The 23,801-nt window shown below is 67.1% G+C and carries 18 protein-coding genes; 11 read left to right on the forward strand and 7 right to left on the reverse strand.

Features of this window, described 5'->3' with window-relative positions:
• Nucleotides 1–37 precede the first annotated feature (37 nt).
• From J2Y49_RS22605 to J2Y49_RS22630, 6 genes are all read left to right on the forward strand, one after another.
• Nucleotides 38–1,135 (forward strand): extracellular solute-binding protein, encoded by a 1,098-nt coding sequence (locus J2Y49_RS22605; protein WP_310117217.1) that lies wholly within the window; start codon nucleotides 38–40, stop codon nucleotides 1,133–1,135.
• Between the two features lie 98 nt (nucleotides 1,136–1,233).
• Entirely contained in the window at nucleotides 1,234–2,385 is a 1,152-nt protein-coding gene (locus J2Y49_RS22610; RefSeq protein ID WP_310117218.1) for a polyamine ABC transporter ATP-binding protein, read from the forward strand.
• Nucleotides 2,382–3,326 carry an ABC transporter permease subunit gene (locus J2Y49_RS22615; protein WP_310117220.1) on the forward strand — a complete coding sequence of 315 codons (945 nt, stop codon included), beginning with the start codon at nucleotides 2,382–2,384 and terminating at the stop codon, nucleotides 3,324–3,326. Before J2Y49_RS22610 ends, J2Y49_RS22615 begins: the two co-directional genes overlap by 4 nt.
• A complete protein-coding gene (locus J2Y49_RS22620; protein WP_310117222.1) occupies nucleotides 3,323–4,156 on the forward strand; it encodes an ABC transporter permease subunit in 834 nt (277 codons plus the stop codon). Before J2Y49_RS22615 ends, J2Y49_RS22620 begins: the two co-directional genes overlap by 4 nt.
• A 583-nt stretch (nucleotides 4,157–4,739) precedes the next feature.
• Nucleotides 4,740–5,771 (forward strand): agmatine deiminase family protein, encoded by a 1,032-nt coding sequence (locus J2Y49_RS22625; RefSeq protein ID WP_310117223.1) that lies wholly within the window; start codon nucleotides 4,740–4,742, stop codon nucleotides 5,769–5,771.
• A gap of 115 nt (nucleotides 5,772–5,886) precedes the next feature.
• Nucleotides 5,887–7,800, forward strand: coding sequence for an AI-2E family transporter (locus J2Y49_RS22630; RefSeq protein ID WP_310117224.1), 1,914 nt, complete (start codon nucleotides 5,887–5,889; stop codon nucleotides 7,798–7,800).
• Nucleotides 7,801–7,837: 37 nt separating this feature from the next.
• On the opposite strand, the gene J2Y49_RS22635 is transcribed toward J2Y49_RS22630, so the two are convergent.
• The 5 genes from J2Y49_RS22635 to J2Y49_RS22655 are packed head-to-tail and all read right to left on the reverse strand — an operon-like array spanning nucleotide 7,838 to nucleotide 12,290.
• Nucleotides 7,838–8,644, reverse strand: coding sequence for a GGDEF domain-containing protein (locus J2Y49_RS22635; protein WP_310117226.1), 807 nt, complete (start codon nucleotides 8,642–8,644; stop codon nucleotides 7,838–7,840).
• Entirely contained in the window at nucleotides 8,641–9,582 is a 942-nt protein-coding gene (locus tag J2Y49_RS22640; RefSeq protein WP_310117228.1) for a HAMP domain-containing sensor histidine kinase, read from the reverse strand. Before J2Y49_RS22640 ends, J2Y49_RS22635 begins: the two co-directional genes overlap by 4 nt.
• A 38-nt stretch (nucleotides 9,583–9,620) precedes the next feature.
• Nucleotides 9,621–9,995, reverse strand: coding sequence for a biofilm regulation phosphoprotein SiaC (gene siaC, locus J2Y49_RS22645; RefSeq protein WP_310117231.1), 375 nt, complete (start codon nucleotides 9,993–9,995; stop codon nucleotides 9,621–9,623).
• Nucleotides 9,996–10,015: 20 nt separating this feature from the next.
• Nucleotides 10,016–10,561, reverse strand: coding sequence for a SiaB family protein kinase (locus tag J2Y49_RS22650; protein ID WP_310117233.1), 546 nt, complete (start codon nucleotides 10,559–10,561; stop codon nucleotides 10,016–10,018).
• 19 nt (nucleotides 10,562–10,580) lie between these two features.
• Entirely contained in the window at nucleotides 10,581–12,290 is a 1,710-nt protein-coding gene (locus tag J2Y49_RS22655) for a SpoIIE family protein phosphatase (protein WP_310117234.1), read from the reverse strand.
• 486 nt (nucleotides 12,291–12,776) lie between these two features.
• Between J2Y49_RS22655 and J2Y49_RS22660 the strand changes: the two genes are divergently transcribed.
• From J2Y49_RS22660 to J2Y49_RS22680, 5 genes are all read left to right on the forward strand, one after another.
• Nucleotides 12,777–13,595, forward strand: coding sequence for a transporter substrate-binding domain-containing protein (locus J2Y49_RS22660; protein WP_310117235.1), 819 nt, complete (start codon nucleotides 12,777–12,779; stop codon nucleotides 13,593–13,595).
• A gap of 118 nt (nucleotides 13,596–13,713) precedes the next feature.
• Nucleotides 13,714–14,469, forward strand: coding sequence for a response regulator transcription factor (locus J2Y49_RS22665; RefSeq protein ID WP_310117236.1), 756 nt, complete (start codon nucleotides 13,714–13,716; stop codon nucleotides 14,467–14,469).
• A gap of 104 nt (nucleotides 14,470–14,573) precedes the next feature.
• The gene (polA, locus tag J2Y49_RS22670) at nucleotides 14,574–17,480 is read left to right on the forward strand and encodes a DNA polymerase I (protein WP_310117237.1); all 2,907 of its coding nucleotides are present in this window, start codon (nucleotides 14,574–14,576) and stop codon (nucleotides 17,478–17,480) included.
• A 114-nt stretch (nucleotides 17,481–17,594) separates the two neighbouring features.
• Nucleotides 17,595–18,179: a hypothetical protein gene (locus J2Y49_RS22675; protein ID WP_310117238.1), complete on the forward strand. Its 585-nt coding sequence runs from the start codon at nucleotides 17,595–17,597 to the stop codon at nucleotides 18,177–18,179.
• Between the two features lie 209 nt (nucleotides 18,180–18,388).
• A complete protein-coding gene (locus J2Y49_RS22680) occupies nucleotides 18,389–19,399 on the forward strand; it encodes a serine hydrolase domain-containing protein (RefSeq protein ID WP_310117239.1) in 1,011 nt (336 codons plus the stop codon).
• A gap of 4 nt (nucleotides 19,400–19,403) precedes the next feature.
• On the opposite strand, the gene J2Y49_RS22685 is transcribed toward J2Y49_RS22680, so the two are convergent.
• Nucleotides 19,404–22,589: a multidrug efflux RND transporter permease subunit gene (locus J2Y49_RS22685; RefSeq protein WP_310117241.1), complete on the reverse strand. Its 3,186-nt coding sequence runs from the start codon at nucleotides 22,587–22,589 to the stop codon at nucleotides 19,404–19,406.
• A gap of 24 nt (nucleotides 22,590–22,613) precedes the next feature.
• On the reverse strand, nucleotides 22,614–23,798 hold the full coding sequence (locus J2Y49_RS22690) for an efflux RND transporter periplasmic adaptor subunit (RefSeq protein ID WP_310117242.1): 1,185 nt from the start codon (nucleotides 23,796–23,798) through the stop codon (nucleotides 22,614–22,616).
• Nucleotides 23,799–23,801 lie beyond the last annotated feature (3 nt).

Consider the following 23,801-nt stretch of genomic DNA (forward strand, 5'->3'; position numbering starts at 1 on the left):
GGCGCCCGCAACACAGACGAACAGGTCGGGGCAAACCATGAAAAAATTCGCTCTCAGCCTCATCGGCGCGGTCGCGGCGATCGCCATCGCCGGCCCGGCGATGGCCCAGGCCAAGAAGCCGGTCAACATCTACATCTGGAACGACTATCTGGGTGAAACGACCCTCGCCGACTTCACCAAGGCCACGGGCGCTGAGACGAAGGTCGACCTGTACGACAGCCTGGAACTGCTGGAGCAGAAGGTGCTGGTCGGCAAGTCCGGCTATGACGTGATCGTGCCGACCGCGGAGCCGACCCTGTCGCGCCTGATCCAGGCGAAGGTGGTGGGGCCGCTCGACAAGTCGAAGATTCCCAACTACAAGAACATCGACCCGAAGGTCCTGAAGCTGCTGGAGAATTCCGATCCCGGCAACAAGTTCGCCGTCCCCTATCTCGGCGGGACCGTCGGCATCGCCATCATCCCCGAAAAGATCAAGGCCGTCGCCCCCGACGTTGCGCTGGACAGCTGGGACCTGATCTTCAAGCCGGAAGTGGCGAAGAAAGTTTCGGCCTGCGGCATCACCGTGATGGATTCGGCCATCGACGTCATCCCGTCGGTGCTGAACTATCTCGGCCTCGACCCGAACTCCGAGAAGAAGGAGGATCTGGAGAAGGTCGAAAAGACGCTGATGGCGGTCCGCCCCTACATCAAGCGTTTCGTCACGGGTGAGAACATCAACATCCTCGCCGGCGGCGACGCCTGCGTCGTGATGGCCTACAACGGCGACGCCATCCAGGGTGCCGCCCGCGCCGCCGAGGCCAAGAGCGCCAAGGTGGAGTACATCACGCCGAAGGAAGGCGTCCAGGTCTGGTGGGATACCCTGGCGGTCCCGGCCGACGCGCCGAACAAGGACGGCGCGCACGAGTTCATCAACTTCGTGCTCGACCCGGCCAACATGGCGAACATCTCCAACAAGGTCAGCTACGCCAACGCGGTGCCGGGGTCGCTGGCGACGGTCGCCGACGACATCAAGTCGAACCCGGGCATCTTCCTGCCGGCCGACAGCAATCTGAAGCTGTTCTCGCTGAAGCAGATCAAGCAGGCCACCGACCGCGCCCGCACCCGCGTGTGGACCAAGGTCAAGACCGGCAAGTAAGCCGCCCCCCTGAGGCGCCGACCCGTGGCGCCGGCCCGCCCCGGCCGATCCCCAGCAATGGGGAACTGCCGGGGCGTTGTCATGAAAGAGGATACCGGATGGCCGGTCAGCCGATTCGCAAGCCCACCCGCCTGGAACCGTGGCAGGACGCGGGCCAGACGCCTTATGTCCGCATCGAAAAGGTGACGAAGACGTTCGGCGACTTCGTTGCGGTGGACGAGGTCAGCCTGTCGATCTACCGCAACGAGTTCTTCGCCCTGCTCGGCGGCTCGGGCTCCGGCAAGACGACGCTGCTGCGCATGCTGGCGGGGTTCGAACAGCCGACCGAGGGCAAGATCTTCATCGACGGCGTCGATATGGCCGGCATCCCGCCCTATGAGCGGCCGGTCAACATGATGTTCCAGTCCTACGCCCTGTTCCCCCACATGACGGTGGAGCAGAACGTCGCCTTCGGCCTGAAACAGGACGGGGTGGCGAAGGCGGAGATCCGCGACCGCGTGGCGGAAATGCTGGGGATGGTCCAGCTGTCGGCCTTCGGCAAGCGCCGCCCGCACCAGCTGTCCGGCGGCCAGCGCCAGCGCGTGGCGCTCGCCCGCTCCCTGGTCAAGCGGCCGAAGCTGCTGCTGCTGGACGAGCCGCTGGGCGCGCTGGACAAGAAGCTGCGCGAACGCACGCAGTTCGAACTGGTCAACATCCAGGAAAAGCTGGGCGTCACCTTCATCGTCGTGACCCACGACCAGGAAGAGGCGATGACCATGTCTTCGCGCATTGCCGTGATGAACCACGGCGTCATCGCCCAGGTTGGCACGCCGACCGAGATCTACGAATATCCGCACAACCGATTCGTGGCGGAGTTCATCGGCTCCATCAACATGTTCGACGGCCGCGTCGTGGAGACCGACGGCGATCAGGTGATCGTCGCGTCGGAGGAGGCCGGCTGCGAGCTGCTGATCGCCCACGCCACCCCGGCGCCGGCCGGCTCCCCGGTCTCCGTCGCCATCCGGCCGGAGAAGATCGCCTTGTCGAAGGAGCCGGGCCCCGACGGCGATGGCCGCAACCGGACCACCGGCATCGTGCGGGAGATCGCCTATCTCGGCGACGTGTCGATCTATCTGGTGCAGCTGCCGACCGGCAAGACGGTGCGCGTCACCGCCCCCAACGTCACCCGCCGCACCGAAATGCCGATCACCTGGGAGGACGAGGTGACCCTGACCTGGCGCCCCTTCGCCGGCGTGGTGCTGACCCAATGAGGACGGTCGTCTCCATCCTTGTTTCCGGCCTCAGCCGGATCGGGCTGTGGGGGCGCGGCGTAGTCGTCGCCGTCCCCTATCTGTGGCTGATGCTGTTCTTCCTGGTGCCCTTCCTGATCGTCTTCGGCATCAGCTTTTCCGAATCGATCATCGCCCAGCCGCCCTATTCGTCGCTGGTCGAATGGCTGACCGACGAGGATGCCGGCACCTCGAAGCTGCAGGTCCTGCTGAACATCAGCAATTACTTCCGGCTGGGCGGGGACGACCTCTACATCCTGGCCTACCTGAACTCGCTGCGGATCGCGGCGGTCACCACGCTGCTGTGCCTGGCGATCGGCTACCCCATGGCCTATGCCATCGCCAAGGCCGAGCCGGCGCGGCGCGGGCCGCTGATGATGCTGGTGATCCTGCCCTTCTGGACCAGCTTCCTGATCCGCATCTATGCCTGGATCGGCATCCTCAAGGGCAACGGCGTCATCAGCAACCTGCTGGAGTGGACGGGCATCACCAGCGGGCCGGTGGAGATCCTCTATTCCGACTGGGCGGTCTATATCGGCATGACCTACTGCTATCTGCCCTTCATGGTGCTGCCGCTCTATTCGACGCTGGAGAAGATGGACCCCAGCCTGCTGGAGGCGGCGGCCGATCTCGGCTCGCGGCCCTTCAAGTCCTTCCTGTCGATCACGCTGCCGCTGTCGCTGCCGGGCATCATCGCCGGTTCGCTGCTGGTCTTCATCCCGGCGGTGGGCGAGTTCGTGACTCCGGAGCTGCTGGGCGGTCCCGACACGCTGATGATCGGCCGCGTGCTGTGGAACGAGTTCTTCGCCAACCGCGACTGGCCGGTGGCATCGGCCGTCGCCATCGCGCTTCTGCTGGTGCTGGTGGTGCCGATCATGATCTTCCAGCATGTGCAGGGCAGACAGGCGGAGGCCGGCCGATGAAACGGATGGGCTTCCTGTCCTGGGCGCTGTGGTTCGGCTATGCCTTCCTCTACGTGCCCATCGCACTGCTGATCGTCTACAGCTTCAACGAGTCGCGGCTGGTGACGGTGTGGAGCGGCTTCTCGACCAAATGGTATGCGGAGCTGATCCACAACGACACCCTGCTGGACGCGGCCCTGCTGTCCTTCCAGGTGGCGGCGGTGTCGGCGACGCTGTCGGTGCTGCTGGGGACCTGCGCCGGGCTGGCGCTGGTCCGGTTCGGGCGGTTCCGTGGCCGGACGCTGTTCGGCGGAATGATCACGGCGCCGCTGGTCATGCCGGAGGTCATCACCGGCCTGTCGCTTCTGCTGCTGTTCGTGGCGATGGAGCAGTGGCTGGGCTGGCCCGACGGGCGCGGCATCACCACCATCACCATCGCCCACACCACTTTCACCATGTCCTATGTCGCGGTGGTCATCCAGTCGCGGCTGGCCGGCATGGACGGCAGCCTGGAGGAGGCGGCGATGGATCTGGGCGCCCGCCCGGCCAAGGTGTTCTTCGTCATCACCCTGCCGCTGATCGCCCCGGCGCTGGTCGCCGGATGGCTGCTGGCATTCACCCTGTCGCTGGACGACGTGGTGGTGGCGAGCTTCGTTTCAGGTCCCGGTTCGACGACGCTGCCGATGGTGATCTTCTCCAGCGTGAAGTTCGGCATCAGCCCACAGATCAACGCGCTGGCAACCCTGATGGTTCTGGTGGTGGCGACCGGCATCTTCGTCGCCAGCATCGTCATGACCCGCCAGGAGCGCCAGCGCAAACGCGACGAGCAGATGGCGATTCAAAACGGCTGAGCCCCGAGGACTGAGGTTTTGCGCGGGCCGGCCGGAAGCATAAGCCGGCCGGTCCGCAGTCGTTTTCGCCAGCCTATCCGTCCGCGCTCGGCAGACCCGTGCCGCTACGGATGGCAATTGCCCGTTTCTTTTGCTATGTTGAAGCCATCGTCAACAGCGAAAGAGGCTGTGCCATGCGCGCGCTCCTGTGGTTCCCCTTGTTGAGGCTCGGATTCTTCAATCCCGTTTCCACTGCTTATTCGACCACCCGTACGGTCACCGCCCGCCGCGCCCTGCGCCCGCCGTCCGGCCACTGATCGGCCACGGTTCGGCTGCTGACCGGACCTCATGCCGGCTCCCTCTCCCGGCATGCCGACGCGACCCCATGATCGCGTCCTTTGAAAAGTTTCTCTGCCATCAGGCCAAGTGCCCGCTGTCGCGGACGCGATTGCCAAACGCGCGCTCCCGTGGTTAGGGTGGGTTGGGTTGAAAAATGTCCCGACCAGTCGGAGTGCCGGCCAGCGTTGGTGCCGCCGCCGTGATGGGCCAGGGGATATGCGCCCAAGGGATATGCGCAGAGAACAAAGGGTAGAGGGATCGACGCATGACGACACCGAACGCCCCGACGCCGACGGGTCAAGGCTTCCACATGCCCGGCGAATGGGCCCGCCACAGCGGCTGCTGGATGGCGTGGCCGTGCCGGCCGGAAACCTGGCCGGAGGGTGCTTTCGACGCGGCATGCGACGCCTACGCCGAGGTCGCGCAGGCCATTTCCCGGTTCGAGCCGGTGACGATGGTGTGCGACCCGGCGGATGTGGCCGAAGCCTCGCTCGCCTGCGGTCCCGGCGTGCAGATCCTGCCGCTGCCGATCAGCGACTCCTGGATTCGCGATACCGGTCCCAGCTTCGTCGTCGATGGCAAGGGCGGGCTGGCCGGCGTCCATTGGGGCTTCAACGCCTGGGGCGGCAATTACGACGGTTGCGACAAGGACCAGCAGGTCGGCCGCCTGATCCTCGACCACCTCAAGCTCCCCTGCTTTTCCGCCCCGCTGGTGATGGAGGGCGGCTCGTTCCATGTGGACGGGGAGGGGACGCTGATCACCACCGAACAATGCCTTCTGAATCCCAACCGCAATCCCGGCCTGTCGAAGGACGAGATCGAGCGGAACCTGAAGGACCATCTCGGCATCGAGACGGTCATCTGGCTGGGCGAGGGCTATCAGGACGACGAGACCGACGGCCACATTGACGAGATCGCGCTGTTCGTCCGCCCGGGCGTGGTCATGGCGATCACCACCGACGACCCCCGAGACGCCAATTTCAAGGCCTTCCAGGACAATCTTGACCGGCTGAAGCGTGCCCGCGACGCCAGGGGCCGCGAACTGGAGGTCATCCCGATCCAGCAGCCCGCGCGCCGCGACATGAACGGCGTGCGCCTGACGCTGTCCTACACCAACCTCTACATCGCGAACGGCGGCATCGTCATGCCGGCCTTCGAGGATCCGGCCGACGACGAGGCCTACCGCGTCGTCCGCAAGACCTTCCCCGACCGCGAGGTGGTGCAGATCGCCGCCATGGACATCGTGCGCGGCGGCGGCGGCATCCACTGCATCACCCAGCAGCAGCCGCTTCCCTGATGGCGGCTTGCTGACTGCGGCTCCCTCTCCGTCACTGCGTTCGGCGGGCGAGGGAACGCGTCCGCACGGCCGGTGTTCTTGTCGGGCATTCTCCCTTCCAGAAAGCCCGACGACCATGGCCGAGGACACCGCCCGCCGGCTGCAGGCACGCCCCATCGCGGTGACCAAGGCCGCGCCGCCCGCCTCGATCCAGACGATCCTGCTGATCATCACGCTGATCGTGGTGACGCTCTATCTGGCGGCAGACATCCTGATACCGATCGCGCTGGCGGTGCTGCTCGGCTTCGTGCTGACGCCCATCGTCAGCCGGCTGGAGCGCTGGCATCTGGGCCGGGTGCCGTCGGTGCTGGCGGTGGTGGTCCTGCTGTTCATGGCCATCATCGGCTTCGGCGCGGTGGTGGGTAGCCAACTTGGCGATCTGGCGGAGAATCTGCCGACCTACCAGCGCAACATCCACACCAAGATCCAGACCCTGCGCACCGCCACCTCGTCGCCCGGGGACCGCGGCGCGCTGAAGCAGGCGACCGACGCCTTCCGCGACCTTCAGCAGGAGTTGGAGAAGGCGACCGGCGGCGAGCAGCCGGCGCCACCCGCGGCCGGTGCCGCTCCGGCCGCGCCACCATCCGGGACGACCACCGCCACGACCGCCAGCCCGCCGCGCCGGGAGCCGGTGCCGGTCCGCCTCGACCAATCCGATGCCGGCGTCTTCGACCTCGTGCGCCGGGTCCTCGGCCCGGCGATGACGCCGATCGCCATGGCCGGCCTGGTGCTGGTCTTCACAATCTTCATGCTGTTGCAGCGCGAGGATCTGCGCGACCGCCTGATCCGGCTGGTCGGGTCCGGCGATCTCAGCCGCACAACCGAGGCGATGAACGACGCGGGCGAGCGGGTCAGCCGCTACCTGCTGATGCAGGTGGTCGTCAATGTCACCTACGGCATTCCGATCGGCATCGGCCTGTGGCTGCTCGGAGTGCCGAATCCGCTGCTTTGGGGGCTGATGGCGACGGTGCTGCGCTTCATCCCCTTCCTGGGGCCGGTGATCGCCTCGGCCTTTCCCATCCTGCTGTCCTTTGCGGTGGACACCGGTTGGACCCTGCCGCTGCTGTGCATCGCACTGTTCGTGGCGGTGGAGCTGTTTTCCAACAATGTGGTGGAGCCTTGGCTCTATGGGACGGCGACCGGCCTGTCCTCCCTCGCCATCATCATCGCGGCAGTGGTGTGGACGACCTTATGGGGGCCGGTCGGCCTTCTGTTGGCCACGCCGCTGACCGTCTGTCTCGTGGTGCTGGGCCGCCACGTGCCGCAGTTGCATTTCCTGGAGGTGATGCTGGGCGACCGTCCCGTCCTGCCCGACGAGGCGAAGGTTTACCAGCGCCTGCTGGCCCGCGATCCCGTCGAGGCGACCGAGATCGCGGAGGAACGGCTCGGCAAGGGCACCCCGGTGGAAATGGCGGACGGCTTGCTGCTGCCCGCCCTGTCGCTGGCCGAGCAGGATCGCCAGCGCGGGACACTGAACCCGGAGGGCCGTCAGGCGGTGGCGGACGGGATGGCCAGCCTGCTGGACGAACTGTCCGAAACCGGCACTCCGCCGGAGGATGCGCCACGGGTGCTCTGCATCGGCGCCCGCAACAACCTGGACGAGGCGGCAGCCGGGCTGCTCGCCTATCTGCTGACCGGCCGCGACATCCGCACCGATGTTATCCCGTGCGAGAAGGTGTCGACCAGGGCCATCGCCAGCCTCGGCACCGCGGGCATCGACGCGGTGGTTCTGTCCTCCCTCAACCCCTCGTCGCTCGGTCATTCGCGCCGGCTGCTGCGTCGGCTGCGCCTGCATTTCGGCCCCCGCGTGCCGTTCCTGCTCTGCCTGTGGAGCGCTCACCCCGAAGCCGAAGTCCCGGAACGCGCCAGCGCCGAGACCGATGCCAACCTGGTCGCCACCGGGATGGCCGGCGCCCTGGCGCAGCTGGAGGAATTGCAGATCGGCGCTACGGCGCCGGCAGCCGCCGAGCCGCAGGTCGATGCGGATTGAGAAAGGGCGGATTGAGAAAGGCCGGCATCACGGCGGCTTATGCCGCTGTGGCCCACCTGTTTCGTCCGGCGCGCTTGGCGATGTAGAGCGCATCGTCGGCGGCCTGGATGCAGTCGTCGGCGGTCCGCCCCGGCCGGTAGGCGGCCACGCCCAGGCTGAGCGTGACGGCGATGCTGTGCCCCTGGTGGATGATGGGTTGGTGGGCGATCAGCCCGCGCAGCTTTTCCGCCACCGCTTCCGCCTGGATCTGATCGGTGTCCGGCAGAAGGATCAGAAACTCCTCGCCGCCCCAGCGGGCGCACAGATCATGCCCGCGCAGGTTCCGGCGCAACAGACCTGCGGCCTCCACCAGCACGTGATCGCCCGCGGCATGGCCGAAGGCGTCGTTGACCTCCTTGAAATGGTCGATGTCCAGCATGATCAGGGCGAAGCCGCCGCAACCGCTACCGGTGTCACTACCGCTACCGCCGCCGTTCCGGCCGACGCGGCACAGCTCGGCTTCCAGGCGGTCGACCATATGGCGGCGGTTGGGCAGCTCGGTCAGCGGATCGGTCTGCGAGGCTGCGTGCAGCGCCTGGGCCATCTGCCGCGTGTCGGTCTGCATGCGGTCGCTGATCTTGGCGATTTTCGTCAGCTGGCGCATCAGCTTCAGGTGTTCGTCCGCCAGGGCGCGGAATTCGGTCATCAGCGGGTGGGCAGCGTAATCGTCGTTTTCGGCGAGGCGGGCGAGCCAGTCCTGGAGCTTCTGTTCCTGCAGCATCATCCCCACCGTTCCCCGCCGCAGTGCCCAGCGCCTGGGCAGGCCCGTTACCCTCGCGTCACCGGACTTCGCGCCGCCGCTCATGACGCCGGCTCCGTGACTGGCGGCTCCGTCACGGGCGGTTCCGTCGAAACCGCAGCCGAAGCCGCCTGAGCGGGAGCGGTGCGGGCGAGCGGCAGGCGGACCGTGAAGGCGGCACCCTGACCCGGCTGGCTCGCCACCGCGATCCCGCCGCCGTGGGTGTCCACGATGCAGCGGGCGAGATGGAGACCCAGCCCAGCGCCGGTGGTGCCGGCGGCGTTGGACGCCCGGAAATACTTGTCGAACAGCCGCGCCGCGTCGGCCGCATTGACGCCGATCCCCTCGTCCGCCACCCGCACCGTCACCTGCCCCTCGCCGGTGGAGAGGTCGAGGCGGATCGTCCCTCCCTTCGGCGAGTACTTCACAGCGTTTTCCAGCAGGTTGGAAAACACAACGGCCAAAAGGTCGCGGTCGCCGGGAATCGGCACCGGGCGATCGACGCCGTGGAGTTCGAACCTGTGGCCGTGGCCGGCCGCTGACGCCCCAATTTCCGCGACCAGCCCCGTCAGCATGGCGGCAAGGTCGAAGGCCATCGGCCGGGCGGCGGCGGTTCCCAGCCGTTCATCGGTCAGGCAGCGCTCGATCAGGTGAAGCATCCGCTGCACCGCGTTGCGGATCTTTCCCACCCGCGGCATGGCCGAGACCGGCAGCTTCGGCTCCAGTTCCAGCAATTGCGAGGCGCTGTCGATGATCGCCAGCGGCGTGCGGAACTCATGGCTGACCATCAGCACGAACTGGCGCTGCTGGCGCGCCATGTCCTTGGTCTCGGTCTGCAGCCGGTCGCTGATCTTGGCGATCTTTCGGAACTGGTGCAACAGCTTGCCATGCCGTTCCGCCAGCTTCTGGAATTCCGCCAGCAGAGGATTGTCGGCATTGGCCGGATCCTCGGCCAGCCGCTCGATCCATTGACGAAGCTCCTGTTCCTGCGACCGCATCGTCATCTCGGGTGCTCAGTTCATTTCGGCTGCTGGACGCGTCATCAATGGGCGAGGATCTCGAAGGGCAGGGAGACGTCTTCCGCGAACTCCTCCGCCATGTCGAGAGCGCGGTCGTTGTCGCTGTCGTAATGCCAGCGCACCGATACGGTCCGGCCCTTCTGATGGGTAAGGTCCAGCATCTCCAGCACGTCGATCATGCATTTGATGCTGCTGGTGTTGAGATAGCTGAGCCCGATGTCCAGCACCACCGCCGGCGCCGGTTCCTTCAAATACTCCTCCAGCCAGATGAACACCGGCGCATAGAAATCGAAGGAGTTTTCCGGGTAGGACTCCCCCTCGATGCGCAGGAGCCCGGCCGCCGGATCGAAATCGATCAGGGGCGAGCAGGACGTTGCCTCAATCCGTAAACTGTCCATTATGCGTGTTCCGTGATTTTTTATAGCTGGACTTCAAGGCTGAAGAAGAAATAGCGCTCATCCACCGCGCGCAGCGAATATTCCAGCGGCCGGGTGGCCTTGCGCGCCATGTCGATCAGGCCCAGGCCGGCGCCGCTGGCGCCCGCTTCGCGCGGCTTGCGCGACTGTTCCTTGTAGGCGGCCTTCAGCCCCACCTTGTCCAGGCCGCGCAGCTTCTCCAGCATCGCCGACAGGCCGGGAACATCGTCCGCCTCGACCAGATTGCCGGAGCTGACGACGTAATGTTCGTCCTCCTTGCCAATCACGACAATGCCGCTGTTGGCGGGGATCGGTCGGCCCAGCGCTTCGCGGGACGCGGTATAGTTGCGGACATTCTGCGCCTGCTCCACATAGACGGAGAAGACGTCCATGATCGCCGATTTCTCGATCTGCTCATTTTCCAGGTGGTTGCGGACCGCCTTGCCCAGCTCTTCGATGACGCTGTGGCTGAAGGGGCCGCTGAAGCAGATCAGCAGCTTCTGCCGTGACAGCAGCTCCTGCAGGTTGAAGAGTTCGTTGCCTTTCATCGTACCTTGACGACCTGCCTTACGGGTGGATGAATTGGGAGGAGGGGCCGGCGGCCCCGAAACCCGCTGCGGCCGATGCCGGCGACAGCGAGAAGCCGATCAGGGTGATGTCGTCGCGCTGGGCGCGGTCGCCCTGGTGGTCGGCCAGAGCCTGCGCGAAGGCGGCCTTGCGGTCTGCCATGGGGATGCCTTCGTGTTCCAGCAGCATGGCGTTGAAGCGCCGGTTGCCGAACCCGAAACCGCGGGCGCCGCCGGCCTGGTCGAGGAATCCGTCGGTGGTCAGGTAGAAGCTGCGGCACGGCGCCAGTTCCACCCGGTGGGTGGTGAAGCGGTGGCCGATGTCCGACCGGCGGTAGCCCAGGCTTTCGGCGTCGCCCTTCACCTCGCTGACCGATGCGGTGCCGCGGCCCTGGTCATCGACCCCTTGGGTATCGACCCCTTGGGTATCGACGATGTGCAGCCCGATCCGGCCGCCTGCGAACAACAGGTCGCCGCGGTCCGGCCGCACCAGGCAAAGCCCGATGTCGAGCCCGTTGTCGAAGCGCGGGTTGTCCCGCCCGCGGGCCAGCGCCGAGCGCACCATGCGGTTCAGCCGGCCCAGGATCGCCGCGGGATCGCTGTCGGGCGTGTCGGACAGCACATGGTCGAGGATGGCCGAAACCGTCATCGTCATGAAGGCGCCCGGCACGCCGTGGCCGGAACAGTCGGCGACACCGATCAGGAAGCGGCCGTCCTCCAACTCGCGGAAGATGTGGAAATCGCCGCCCACCACGTCGCGCGGGCGCCACAGCACGCAGACACCGTCCAGCCGCTTTGCCATCTCGCGCTCGTCGGGCAGGATGGCCGATTGCAGCAGGCTGGCATACTGGATGCTGTCCATGACCTGACGGTTCACCACGGCCAGCTGTTCGTTGGACTGGCGCAGCTCCTCCGTCCGTTCGGCGACGCGCTGTTCCAGCCGTTCGGTATAGTCGTGGACGGTTTCCGCCATGTGGTTGAAGGCAACGGTCAGCTGACCGATCTCGTCGGCACGGCGGTTGCGCAGCCGCACCCGGTAGTCGCCGGCCGCGATCGCGCCGGCCGAACGGGTCAGCCGGGCGAGCGGCGCCAGGACCAGCCGGTTCAGCAGGATGCTGATCATGCCGATGACGGCCAGCAGCGAGAAGAAGACCAGTCCGGCCATCGGGGCCAGCGCGGTCATGGTGGCGCTTTCCGCCTCTTCCAGCGAATAGGTCAGGCGCAGCAGGCCGACCATGGTGCGTTCGCCGCCGCTGCCGGAAATGGCAATCTGCCGTTCGACGGTCGTCAGCTCCGCCCGTCCGGCGGGGCGTTCCAGCGCCACCAGCGGCTCGCCATGGCCGCCGCGGCCGCCCGAGGCCGCCCACACCTTGACGCTGCGCACCGCGGGATCTTCGGCCATCAGGCCGCGGATCATTCCCTCCACCGCGCGGGTATCGAACTCCCACACCGCCTGGCCCATGGCCGAGGCCTGGAGCGTGCCGACCAGCATGGCGCGGTGGGTCACCGCCTCGCGCTGCTGGCGGCCGACCAGGACGGACGAAACGCCCATGGCGACCATTCCGACCAGCAGGGTGCAGCCGACGATCATCAGGATGACGCGGGTCAGCAGCGACGATCCGCCGGCGCGGACGGCGTCCTCATCCGTGCCGCGGGGGCCGGAGCCGCGAAGCGTATAGGATTCGGTGTCGTCCCATCCCGTGACGCTCATCCACATCCTCCTGACCCGGGTGACCGGGGCGCGTTCGTTCATGACGGTCTTCATGGCAGTCCCGGTCCGGTCGACCGGGAGTGCGGTAGTCCCGCGCCCATCAGTAAATCCACCCCTGCGTGCAATGCGCCGACAGTCATCGAAAGAGCCGGCGGGCATGATGCGTGTGGCGGATGAGCCTATCCATAGCACGATCGTTTTAGCCAGTCGTGAAATAACATTCGGCAATGGCTTTCTTCATTGTCAGAAAGCCCAAGAGAATGGGAACGAGCGGCAACCAGGGGCGACCAATGTCGTCCAATTGCAACGAACTGTAACGGACGCCGGCCGAATAGTGGCTTGGGCGGGGCGAAGCCGTTGCCCGGAATGGGATTTTCGGTGGACGGCCGCACAGTTGCCCATGCTACCTTCCCGCCCGCCGCTTCCCGGCCCGCCGCTAGCCGGCAGGACGGTCGCGGCCTGTACCGCAATGGTGGAGGGCGAAGGATGGCGTTCGGTGTTCGTGCATTCGGTGCCGCAGGGGTCTTTTCCGCCACGCTCGCCGCAGCCCTTCATATGGCGGCGTCACCCGCCGCGGCCCGTCCGGTGACGGTGCTGACGCCGGAACTGCCGCCGATGATGACCGCCGACGGCACCGGGCGGGAGGCCTCCATCATCACCGAGACGCTGGCGGCCTGCGGGCATGAGGCGCGGTTCAAGGTTGTGCCCTTCGGCCGCCATTGGAACGACTTCCGCGACGGCGCCCAGGTCGACGCCGTCACCACCGTGCCGGCCGGCATGGAGATGCCGGGCGCGCGCTCCGCCCCCTACATCCTGTACCAGAACGGCGCGTCGGTTCTGAAGAGCAGTGGCCTGGCCGTGAAGTCGCTGGCCGATCTGGCGGGCAAGCGGGTCATCACCTTCTCCGGCGCGCCCGATGTCCTGCCGGGCCTGCGGGATGCGATCCCCAGCTTCGGCGATTTCCGCGAGCGCGCCGACCAGATGGTGCATTCCAACCTGCTGTTCGCCGGCCGGGTCGACGCGGTTCTGGCCGACGGGCTGATCTTCGCCGAATACAACCGCCAGCTTCAGGACAAGGCGAAGGCCGGCGGCGGCCTGCCCTTCGATCCGGCCCAGCCGGTGCAGTTCACCGCCATCTTCCCGCCGACACCCTACAGCATGGTGTTCCGCGACGAGTCGCTGCGCGGCGACTTCGACCGCTGCCTTGCGGAGCTGAAGGGGAAGGGCCGGATCGACGCTATCGACAAGGCCGCGGTTGCGCGCTACTCCGCTACCGTGGGCGACCAATACCTATCCCTTAGGTAAAGCTGTGGAACCGATCTTGCGTGGCCCCGGTTTGGTCCGGTCGAACTGATTGGGTTTGCGTAACCCGATTGGGTGTTTAATATAACCTCATACGAATGTGAATGGGGGCATAGGCGTCGTGGCCCGGATCATTGTGGTCGAAGACGAAGCCGACCTTCGTGACGATCTCGTCGAATATCTCGACCGCTGCGGGTTCGAGGTGCGGGGGGCGTCGCGCGGTGCGGAGCTGGACCGGCTGCTGGAAAGCGGTCCGGCCGACGTCATCGTACTCGACATCAACCTGCCCGATGAGGATGGATTCTCGGTCGCGCGGCGCATCCGCACCTCGTCCCATGCCGCCATCATCATGCTGACGGCTCGGTCCAGTCTGATCGACCGGGTCATCGGGCTGGAACTGGGCGCCGACGTCTATCTGGTCAAGCCGGTCGATTTCCGCGAGGTCGAGGCGCAGGTCAAGGCTCTGATGCGCCGGATGCAGAAGGGGACCGCTCCGCTCACGGCACCGGAACCGCCGCCCGCCGCCGCGTCCGCGGCTGCGGCCGACGCGCGCAAGGCCTGGGTTTTCGACGACATCGAATGGCGCATCCAGCCGCCGACCGGCTCCGCCGTGCCGCTTACCGCGACCGAGTACAAGTTCCTCTCCCTGCTGGTCACCGCTCCCGGCGAGCCGGTGACCCGGCAGGACATCTCGGTGGCGCTGACCGGCCGCGACTGGGACCCCTACAGCCGCTCCATCGATTCGCTGGTCCGCCGCCTGCGCATCAAGGTAGAGGAGCGCAGTGGCTGCGCCCTGCCGGTTCAGGCGGTGCACGGCGTCGGATACGCCTTCGTCGGCCCGGTCGTCAGCAGCGTGGTCGAGGACAGCACGCCCTGAAATCCGGGCCCTGATCCCCGACCCCTGATACCCGGTCTCGGCACTCGACTCCCGGGCCTCCTTCGGCGATGGTAGCGCCCGCAAGGAAGGGACGAGAGACCATCATGACCGACGCCACCGCTGCCTCCCAGAACGACGCCGCCGGGCTCCCCGCCGCCTCCAACGGTGACGGCAGCGGGCTGTATCTGGTCGACGGCTCCGGCTTCATCTTCCGCGCCTTCCATGCGCTGCCGATGCTGACGCGGCCGGACGGCACGCCGGTCAACGCGGTGCTGGGCTTCTCCAACATGCTGCTGAAGCTGCTGGCCGACGCCAGGGCGGAAGCGGTGGCGGTCGTCTTCGACAGCAAGCGGCTGAATTTCCGCAACGAATTCTATCCCGACTACAAGGCCCACCGCCCGGAACCGCCGGAGGAGCTGAAGCCCCAGTTCGCCCTGATCCGCGAGGCGACGGAGGCCTTCTGCCTGCCCTGCCTGGAGCTTGAGGGGTATGAGGCCGACGACCTGATCGCCACCTATGCCCGTCTGGCGCAGGAGGCCGGACGGCCGGTGACCATCGTGTCGTCGGACAAGGACCTGATGCAGCTGGTCCGCCCCGGCGTCGGCATGTTCGACCCGATGAAGAACAAGGCCATCGGCCCCGACGAGGTGTTCGAGAAGTTCGGCGTTCCGCCGGAAAAAGTGGTGGACGTCCAGGCGCTTGCCGGCGACAGCGTCGACAATGTCCCCGGCGTGCCCGGCATCGGCGTGAAGACCGCCGCCCAGCTGATCACCGAATACGGCGACCTGGAAGCCCTGCTGGCCAATGCCGAGAAGATCAAGCAGCCGGCCCGCCGCCAGAAGCTGATCGAGTTCGCCGATCAGGCCCGAATCTCTCGCCGTCTGGTCCTGCTGGACGAGAACGTGCCGCCGCCCAAACCGCTGGACGAGCTGCGCGTGCGCGAGCCCGACCACCAGCGCCTGATCGATTTCCTGAAGGCCCAGGGCTTCCGTACCATCGTCTCCCGCGTCGAGATGGAGATGCTGAAGGACGGCCGCATCGCCGACGGCGCCGGCGGTGGGCTCCCGTCCCCCGGTTCGGTACCCACGCCCGCCGCGAAGTCCCCCGCACCCACCGATACCCCGGCTAACGAAGGCCGCCCGGCCCGCAAGACGGTGCTGAATGTGCCGGAGGTACGCTACGAACTGGTGCAGGATGCCGACACCCTGCGCCGCTGGGTCGAGCGGGCCCGCGAGACCGGCGTGCTGGCGGTGGATACCGAGACCGACAGCCTGACCCCGGCCACCGCCGCGCTGGTCGGCGTGTCGCTGTCGACGGAGCCGGGCATCGCCTGCTACATCCCGCTGGCCCATGGCGCGTCCACCGCTGCCGCCGGCCAGCTGGACTTCGACGCCCCGCCGCCGCCGGTGCAGATCCCGACGGCCGAGGCGATGGCGATCCTGAAGGACGTGCTGGAGGACCCGTCGGTCCTGAAGATCGGCCACAACTTCAAGTTCGACCACCAGCTGTTCACCCGCAACGGCGTCACGGTGTCGCCGGTGGACGACAGCATGCTGATCTCCTACGTGCTGGACGGCGGCGCCCACGGCCACGGCATGGACGAACTGGCGGAGATGCACCTCGCCTACACGCCGATCCCCTTTAAGGAGGTCTGCGGCACCGGCAAGAACCAGATCACCTTCGACCGCGTGCCGCTGGACAAGGCGCTGGCCTATGCCGCGGAGGACGCCGACATCACGCTGCGCCTGTGGACGCTGCTGAAGCCGCGTCTGGTTGACGACCGCATGGTCACCGTCTATGAGACGCTGGACCGCCCGCTGGTCCCGGTGGTGGCGGACATGGAGCGGGCCGGCGTGCGCATCGACAAGAAGGCGCTGTCCGACCTGTCGCAGAGCCTGTCCGTCCGCCTCGCCGAGATCGAGAAGGACGTCCACGCGCTGGCCGGCCAGAGCTTCAACATCGGCTCGCCCAAGCAGTTGGGCGAGATCCTGTTCGAGACGCTGAAGCTCGGCACCGGCAAGAAGGGCAAGACCGGCGCCTATTCCACCGACAGCAGCGTGCTGGAGGAGCTGGCGGAGCAGGGCCACACCATCGCCCAGCGCGTGCTCGACTGGCGCCAGCTCGCCAAACTCAAGAGCACCTACACCGACGCGCTGCAGGAGAAGATCTCCCCCGTCACCGGCCGGGTCCACACCGCCTTCGCCCTGGCGGCGACCAACACCGGCCGCCTGTCCTCCACCGACCCCAACCTGCAGAACATCCCGGTGCGGACGGAGGAGGGCAAGAAGATCCGCCGCGCCTTCGTGGCATCCCCCGGCCACAAACTGCTGAGCGTCGACTATTCGCAGATCGAGCTGCGTCTGGTGGCGGAGATGGCGAACATCCAGGCGCTGAAGGACGCCTTCCGCGACGGGCTGGACATTCACGCCGCCACCGCCGCCCAGGTCTTCGGCATCCCGCTGGATCAGATGACGCCGGACATCCGCCGCAAGGCGAAGGCGATCAACTTCGGCATCATCTACGGCATCTCCGGCTTCGGCCTGGGCCGCCAGCTGGGCATCGCGCCCGGCGAGGCCAACAGCTTCATCAAGACCTATCTGGAGCGCTTCCACGAGCTGAAGGTTTGGATGGAGTCGATCAAGAGCTTCGCCCGCCAGCACGGCTATGTGGTGACGCTGTTCGGCCGCCGCTGCTACATGCCCGGCATCCAGGACAAGAACGCCGCCCGCCGCGCCTTCGCCGAGCGCCAGGCCATCAACGCCCCGATCCAGGGCACCGCCGCCGACATCATGAAGCGCGCCATGAACCGCATGCCGGCAGCACTGGCGGTGGCGGGAAGCAGCGCGCGGATGCTGCTGCAGGTGCACGACGAACTGCTGTTCGAAGTGCCGGAAGCGGAGGCCGAGGACGCGGCGCGCATCGTGCGCGGGGTGATGGAGGGCGCCGCGCATCTCGGTGTGCCGCTGGTGGCGGAGGCGGGGATCGGGGACAATTGGGAGGAGGCGCATTGACGGGGAGGGGCGGCTTCCGCACCTGCCGCGCCGCCCGCAATACATTGAGTCCGCATAGTTATGTGTGTTAGCCCGGACGGACCGAAAATATCCCTTTGATAAGGAGGGGTTGGCGTGACGTCCGTTGCCCAGAAGATTGCGTTCGCACCGGCGGAGACCCGCCGTGCCCTTGTTTACGCCGCTTTGTCGCGAAGCCAGGGGGCCATCGCGACGAAGATGGAGGTCGACTCCGTCGAGACGTCGATTACCCGTCTCAAGCGGGTGCTGTTTCCCTGGATGGTGCTGGACTTCCGGGCGGAGCCGACCAAGACCAAGGCCATGTGCATCTTCAAGATGTTCCTGGGCGACAAGGATGACGACAGCAAGGCCTACGCCAAGCTGTCCAGCGAAATGAAGACGGTGGAGCAGAACTCCAAGCTCGCGAAAAGCATGAGCTGGTTCAAGCGGGTGAAGACATCGAAAGCTCGCACCGTGGACAGCAACATCTTTGACGACATGTTCCTTCTGCATCTCGAAAGCGATCCCACGAATACGCTGCGATACCAGATGAACCAGGAACTGTTCGCACAGATCCTCCGCACCTCCCCAACGCTCAGCCAGAGCAAGGATCTGCTGGTCGCCGTCCGCAAGATCCGCCAGACCTGCAAGGATGCCGGCTTCAATTTGAAGAATATCGGGCTTGGCGACAGCTTCACCTGATCCGCGGGTCCGGACTCTTGCCGCCTCTCGATTGCGCGGCATACCCTCAGTTCGGGTTACCGCTTTCGGCGTATTTCCGCCGGACCGCGCAGTCGGAGGGGCAGGGCATGCAGGTGCACAGACGGGACCGATCGGACCGCTTTCCACCCGGCATTGGATTCCTGCCTCGGCTAGCCTTGGCGGCGGTGCTCTTGTTGGGCCATGCAGCCGTGCCTGCCCACGCTGCCAGCACCGACCGCCTGCAGCGCCTCCTCGACCGCTTCATAGCCGAGGAGGAACTCGACGGCGGCGTCCTGCTGGTGTCCGGACCCGATGTCCGCCGCGTGGTCGTCTCCGGCATCGCTGACCGGCGCGGGGAGCGGCCGGTGACGGAGGAGACGCGCTTTTACGTTGCCTCCGTCGGCAAGATGGCAACCGCCGCCGCCGTGATGCAGCAGGTGGAGGAGGGGCTGCTCTCGCTCGACCGGCCGGTGCGGGAACTGGCGCCGGACCTGCCGCTGGGCAAGGTCGCCAATGCCAACCGGGCGCGGCTGGTCCATCTGCTCGACCATAGCTCGGGCATTCCCGATTACATCACCGATGCCTATGAAGAGGACGAGGCGGCCAAGCCGGAACGGCTGCCGCGCAGCGGCGCGCTGCTCGCCTATGCGGCGGGGGAGGAGGCGACCGGGCCGGTCGGCGGGCATTACGAGTATTCCAACAGCAACTATGTCCTGCTCGGCCACATCGCGGCGCTGCGCGACGGCGTTCCCTTCGCGCAGGTGCTGCGGAGCCGGGTGCTGGAGCGGGCCGGGATGGGTTCGACCACCGTCGGCGCCGATCCGCGCGACCGCAGCCTTGCCCATGGCTATACCGAGGAGGGCGACGTCAGCCGCCGGTCCTGGGCGGCGACCACCGGCGACGGGCCGCTGGTCACCACCGCCGGGGATCTGGAACGCTTCGTCTTCGCCCTGTTCCGCGACAACCGGCTGCTGAAACCCGAGATGGTCCGGCGGATGATGACCCCGTCGGAGAACGAGGAGGGGCAGGGGCTGGGTGTTGCGCTGTGGAAGGACCGCTGGGGGCGCGGCGTCGGCCATGACGGCCGCTATGACGGGTTCGAGGCCGATGTCCGCTATTACCCCGGCCGCCGCACCGCGCTGATCTTCCTGACGAACGGAAACCAGCAGAGCGACGAGGCCCTGCTGGATGCCGTGGCGGAGGAAGTGTTCAGACGGTAAGCGGTCAGTGGTGCGTCACCGCTCCCGCCGGGGTGGAGGGGATGTCCGCCGACCGCTCCGCCTTCGCGCCGGCCAGCCGGCGCAGCAGGACGTAGAAGACCGGGGTCAGCACCAGACCGAACAGGGTGACGCCGATCATGCCGGCGAACACCGCCACACCCATGGCGTGCCGCATCTCCGATCCGGCGCCGGTGGAGGTCACCAGCGGCACCACGCCCATGATGAAGGCGATGGAGGTCATCAGGATCGGGCGCAGGCGCAGGCGGCTGGCCTCGATAGCGGCCTGGACGGTGCTGCGGCCCTGTTCCTCCAGTTCGCGGGCGAACTCGACGATCAGGATGGCGTTCTTGGCGGACAGGCCGACCAGAACCATGAAGCCGATCTGGGTGAAGATGTTGTTGTCGCCGCCGGTGATCCACACGCCGGCCAGCGCCGACATCAGGCTCATCGGCACGATCATCAGGATCGCCAGCGGCAGGGTCAGGCTCTCGTACTGCGCCGCCAGCACCAGGAAGACCAGGAGGATGCTGATCGGGAACACCCACAGTGCGGAGTTGCCGGCCAGGATCTGCTGATAGGTCAGGTCGGTCCACTCGAACCGCACGCCGCGGGGCAGGGTCTCCGCCGCGATGCGCTCGGCCGCCGCCTGCGCCTGACCGGAGGAGAAGCCCGGCGCCGGCCCGCCGTTGATGTCGGCGGCGGTGTAGCCGTTGTAGCGCACCACCATCTCCGGCCCGTAGCTGGGCGCCACCCGGACCAGCGAGGACAGCGGCACCATGTCGCCGCGGTCGTTGCGGGTCTTCAAGAGGCCGATGTCGCCGGATTCGGCCCGGAACGGCGCGTCCGCCTGCACCCGCACCTGGTAGACGCGGCCGAAGCTGTTGAAGTCGTTGACGTAGAGCGAGCCCAGATAGATCTGCATGGTGTCGAACACCTCGCCGACCGCCACGCCCTGCTGCTTGGCCTTCACCCGGTCGAGATCGACGTCCAGCTGCGGCACGTTGATCTGGTAGCTGGAGAAGGTCGGCCCCAGCTCCGGCGTCTGCATCGCCTTGGTGACGAAGGCGTTGACCGCCGCGTTCAGCGCCTCGTAGCCCAGCGCGCCGCGGTCCTCCAGCTGCATCTTGAAGCCGCCCAACGTGCCGAGGCCCATCACCGGCGGCGGCGGGAAGATGGCGACGAAGGCCTCCTTCAGGCCGGCATAGCGCTTCTGCAGGTCGGCGGCGATGGCGTTGGCCGACAGGCTGGCGTCTCCGCGCTCGGCGAAGGGCTTCAGCGTGACGAAGACGATGCCGGCGCTGGAGCTGTTGGTGAAGCCGTTGACCGACAGACCGGGGAAGGCGACGGCGCTCTGCACGCCCGGCTGCTTGAGGGCGATGTCGGTCATCTCGCGGATCACCGCCTCGGTGCGGTCGAGAGAGGCGCCGTTGGGAAGCTGGGCGAAGCTGATGAGGTATTCCTTGTCCTGGGCCGGGACAAAGCCCATCGGCACCGCGCGGCCGAGCAGAACGGTGGCGCCCAGCAGCAGCAGATAGACCATCATCATCATGCCCTTGTGCCGCACCACCCCGCCGACGCCGCGGCCATAGCCGGTTGAGGCGCGGTGGAACACCCGGTTGAACAGGCGGAAGAAGCCGCCGAACACCCGGTTCATGGCGCGGGTCAGCCAATCCTGCGGCTGGTCATGGCCGCGCAGCAGCACCGCCGACAGGGCCGGCGACAGGGTCAGCGAGTTGAAGGCGGAGATGACGGTGGAGATCGCGATGGTCATCGCGAACTGCTTGTAGAACTCGCCCGACAGGCCGGTCATGGCGGCCAGCGGCACGAAGACGGCGACCAGCGTCAGCGCGATGGCGATGATCGGACCGCTGACCTCCCGCATCGCCTTGTAGGTGGCTTCCTTGGCCGACAGGCCGGACTCGATGTTGCGCTCGACGTTCTCGACGACGACGATGGCGTCGTCCACCACGATGCCGATGGCCAGCACCATGCCGAACAGCGACAGCGCGTTGATCGAGTAACCCAGCAGAAGCATGAGGGAGAAGGTGCCGACGATTGACACCGGCACGGCCAGCAGCGGGATGATCGAGGCCCGCCAGGTCTGCAGGAAGATGATCACCACCAGGACCACCAGGGCGACCGCCTCCAGCAGGGTGTGGATCACCGCCTCGATGCTCGACCGCACGAACTGGGTGGGGTCGTAGACGATGCTGAAATCGACGCCGTCGGGCATGTCGGCCTTCAGCTCCGCCATCGTCGCCCGGACATTGTCGGCGATGCTCAGCGCGTTGGCGCCCGGCGCCTGGTTGATCCCCAGCGCCACCGCCGACTTGTTGTCCAGCAGCGAGCGCAGGCCGTATTGCGAGGCCGCCAGCTCCACCCGCGCCACGTCGCGCAGGTAGGTGACGCCGCCATCCTTGCCGATCTTCAGGACGATGTTGGCGAACTCGTCCACCGTCTTCAGGCGGCCCTGCGCGTTGATCGACAGCTGCAGCGGCGTGGTCGGCAGGCTGGGCGAGGCGCCGATGACGCCGGCCGCGACCTGGACGTTCTGCTCGCGGATCGCCGCCACCACGTCCGTCGCGGTCAGGCCGCGTTCCGCCACCTTGTTGGGGTCGAGCCAGACGCGCATGGAATAGTCGCCGGCGCCCCACACCTGCACCTCGCCGACGCCCTGAATGCGGCTGATCCGGTCCTTGACGTTCAGGATGGCGTAGTTGCGCAGGTAGGTCATGTCATAGCGGTCGTTGGGCGACAGCAGATGGACGACCATGGTCAGCGTCGGCGAACTCTTCACCGTCGTCACGCCCAACCGCTGCACATCCTCCGGCAGGCGGGGCAGGGCTTGGGAGACGCGGTTCTGCACCAGCTGCTGCGCCTTGTCCGGGTCGGTGCCGAGCCGGAAGGTGACGGTCAGCGCCATGTTGCCGTCGCTGTTGGCCTGCGACTGCATGTACAGCATGTTCTCGACGCCGTTGATCTGCTCCTCCAGCGGAGCGGCGACGGTCTCGGCGATCACCTTGGGGTTGGCGCCCGGATACTGCGCCCGGACGACGACGGAGGGCGGGACCACCTCCGGATATTCGGAGATCGGCAGCTGGAACAGCGAGATCGCACCCGCCAGGAACAGCGCCACGGACAGGACGCCCGCGAAGATCGGGCGATCGATGAAGAATTTCGAGATGTTCATGACGGCTCTCCCGGCGGGCGTGGATCATTGCGCCGTGGATGCGGTGCGGATGGGCTCCGGCGTGCCGTTCATCGCGACCGTGCGCGGGCTGACGCGGCTGCCGGGGCGGGCATGCTGCAGGCCGTTGACGACGATGCGCTCGCCGGGCTCCAGCCCGCTCTTCACCACCCGCAGGCCGGCTTGATGGGCACCGGTGACGATGGCGCGGTAAGTGACGGTGCCGTCCTCCGCCACCACCAGGACGAACTTCTTGTCCTGGTCGGTGCCGATGGCGCGGTCCTCCACCATCAGCGCGTCATGCGGCTGACTGCCGCCGACCTTGATGCGGGCGTAGAGGCCGGGGACCAGCAGCCCGTCGGCGTTGTCGAAGCGGGCGCGCACGCGGATGGTGCCGGAGGCGGCGTCCATCCGGTTGTCGACATGCTCGACCGCGCCGTCGCGGGAATAGCCGGCCTCATTGGCGAGACCCAGTTGCACCGGCACGCCGGATGCGTCCTTCACCCCGGCGATGTGGGTCAGGTAGGTCTGCTCATCCACGTCGAATGAGGCGTAGATCGGCGAAACCGAGACCAGCGTGGTCAGCGGGGCCGCCGCGGCCCCGGCCGCCACCACGTTGCCCACCGTCACCTCGGCGCGCGACACGCGGCCGGAGACGGGGGCGCGGACCTGGCTGTGCTCCAGGTCGATGCGGGCGATCTCCAGCGCCGCCTGGGCCGCCTTCAGGTTGGCGGCGGCGGAACGGGCCTCGTTCTCCTTGCTCTCCAGCGACTGGCGGGAAATGGTGTCGTCGCGGACCAGACGCTGGGCGCGCTCCAGGTCCGCCGCGGTGAAGCGGACGCGGGCCTGGGCGGCGGCGACCTGGGCCTCCTGGCGGGCGACCTCCGCCGCGAAGGGGCGCGGATCGATGGTGAACAGCACGTCGCCCTGGCGGACCAGCGCGCCGTTGCGGAAATGCACGGCGGTGATGGCGCCGGCCACCTGGGGCCGCACCTCGACCCGGTCCACCGCTTCGAGGCGACCGGAATAGGACTGCCAATCGGTGATCTTGCGGACCACGACGGGGGCGACGTCCACCTCCGGCGGGGGCGGGGCGGCTGCGGCCGTCTGCGGGGCATCGGCATGGCCCTGGCTGACGACGATGCCGGCGGCGCCCGCCGCGGCGACCCCGGCGATCAAGAGAAGGGCGAGCTTGGAGCGTGACTTGGTCATGAG

The sequence above is a fragment of the Azospirillum sp. BE72 genome, assembly GCF_031455875.1.
GTDB lineage: Bacteria > Pseudomonadota > Alphaproteobacteria > Azospirillales > Azospirillaceae > Azospirillum.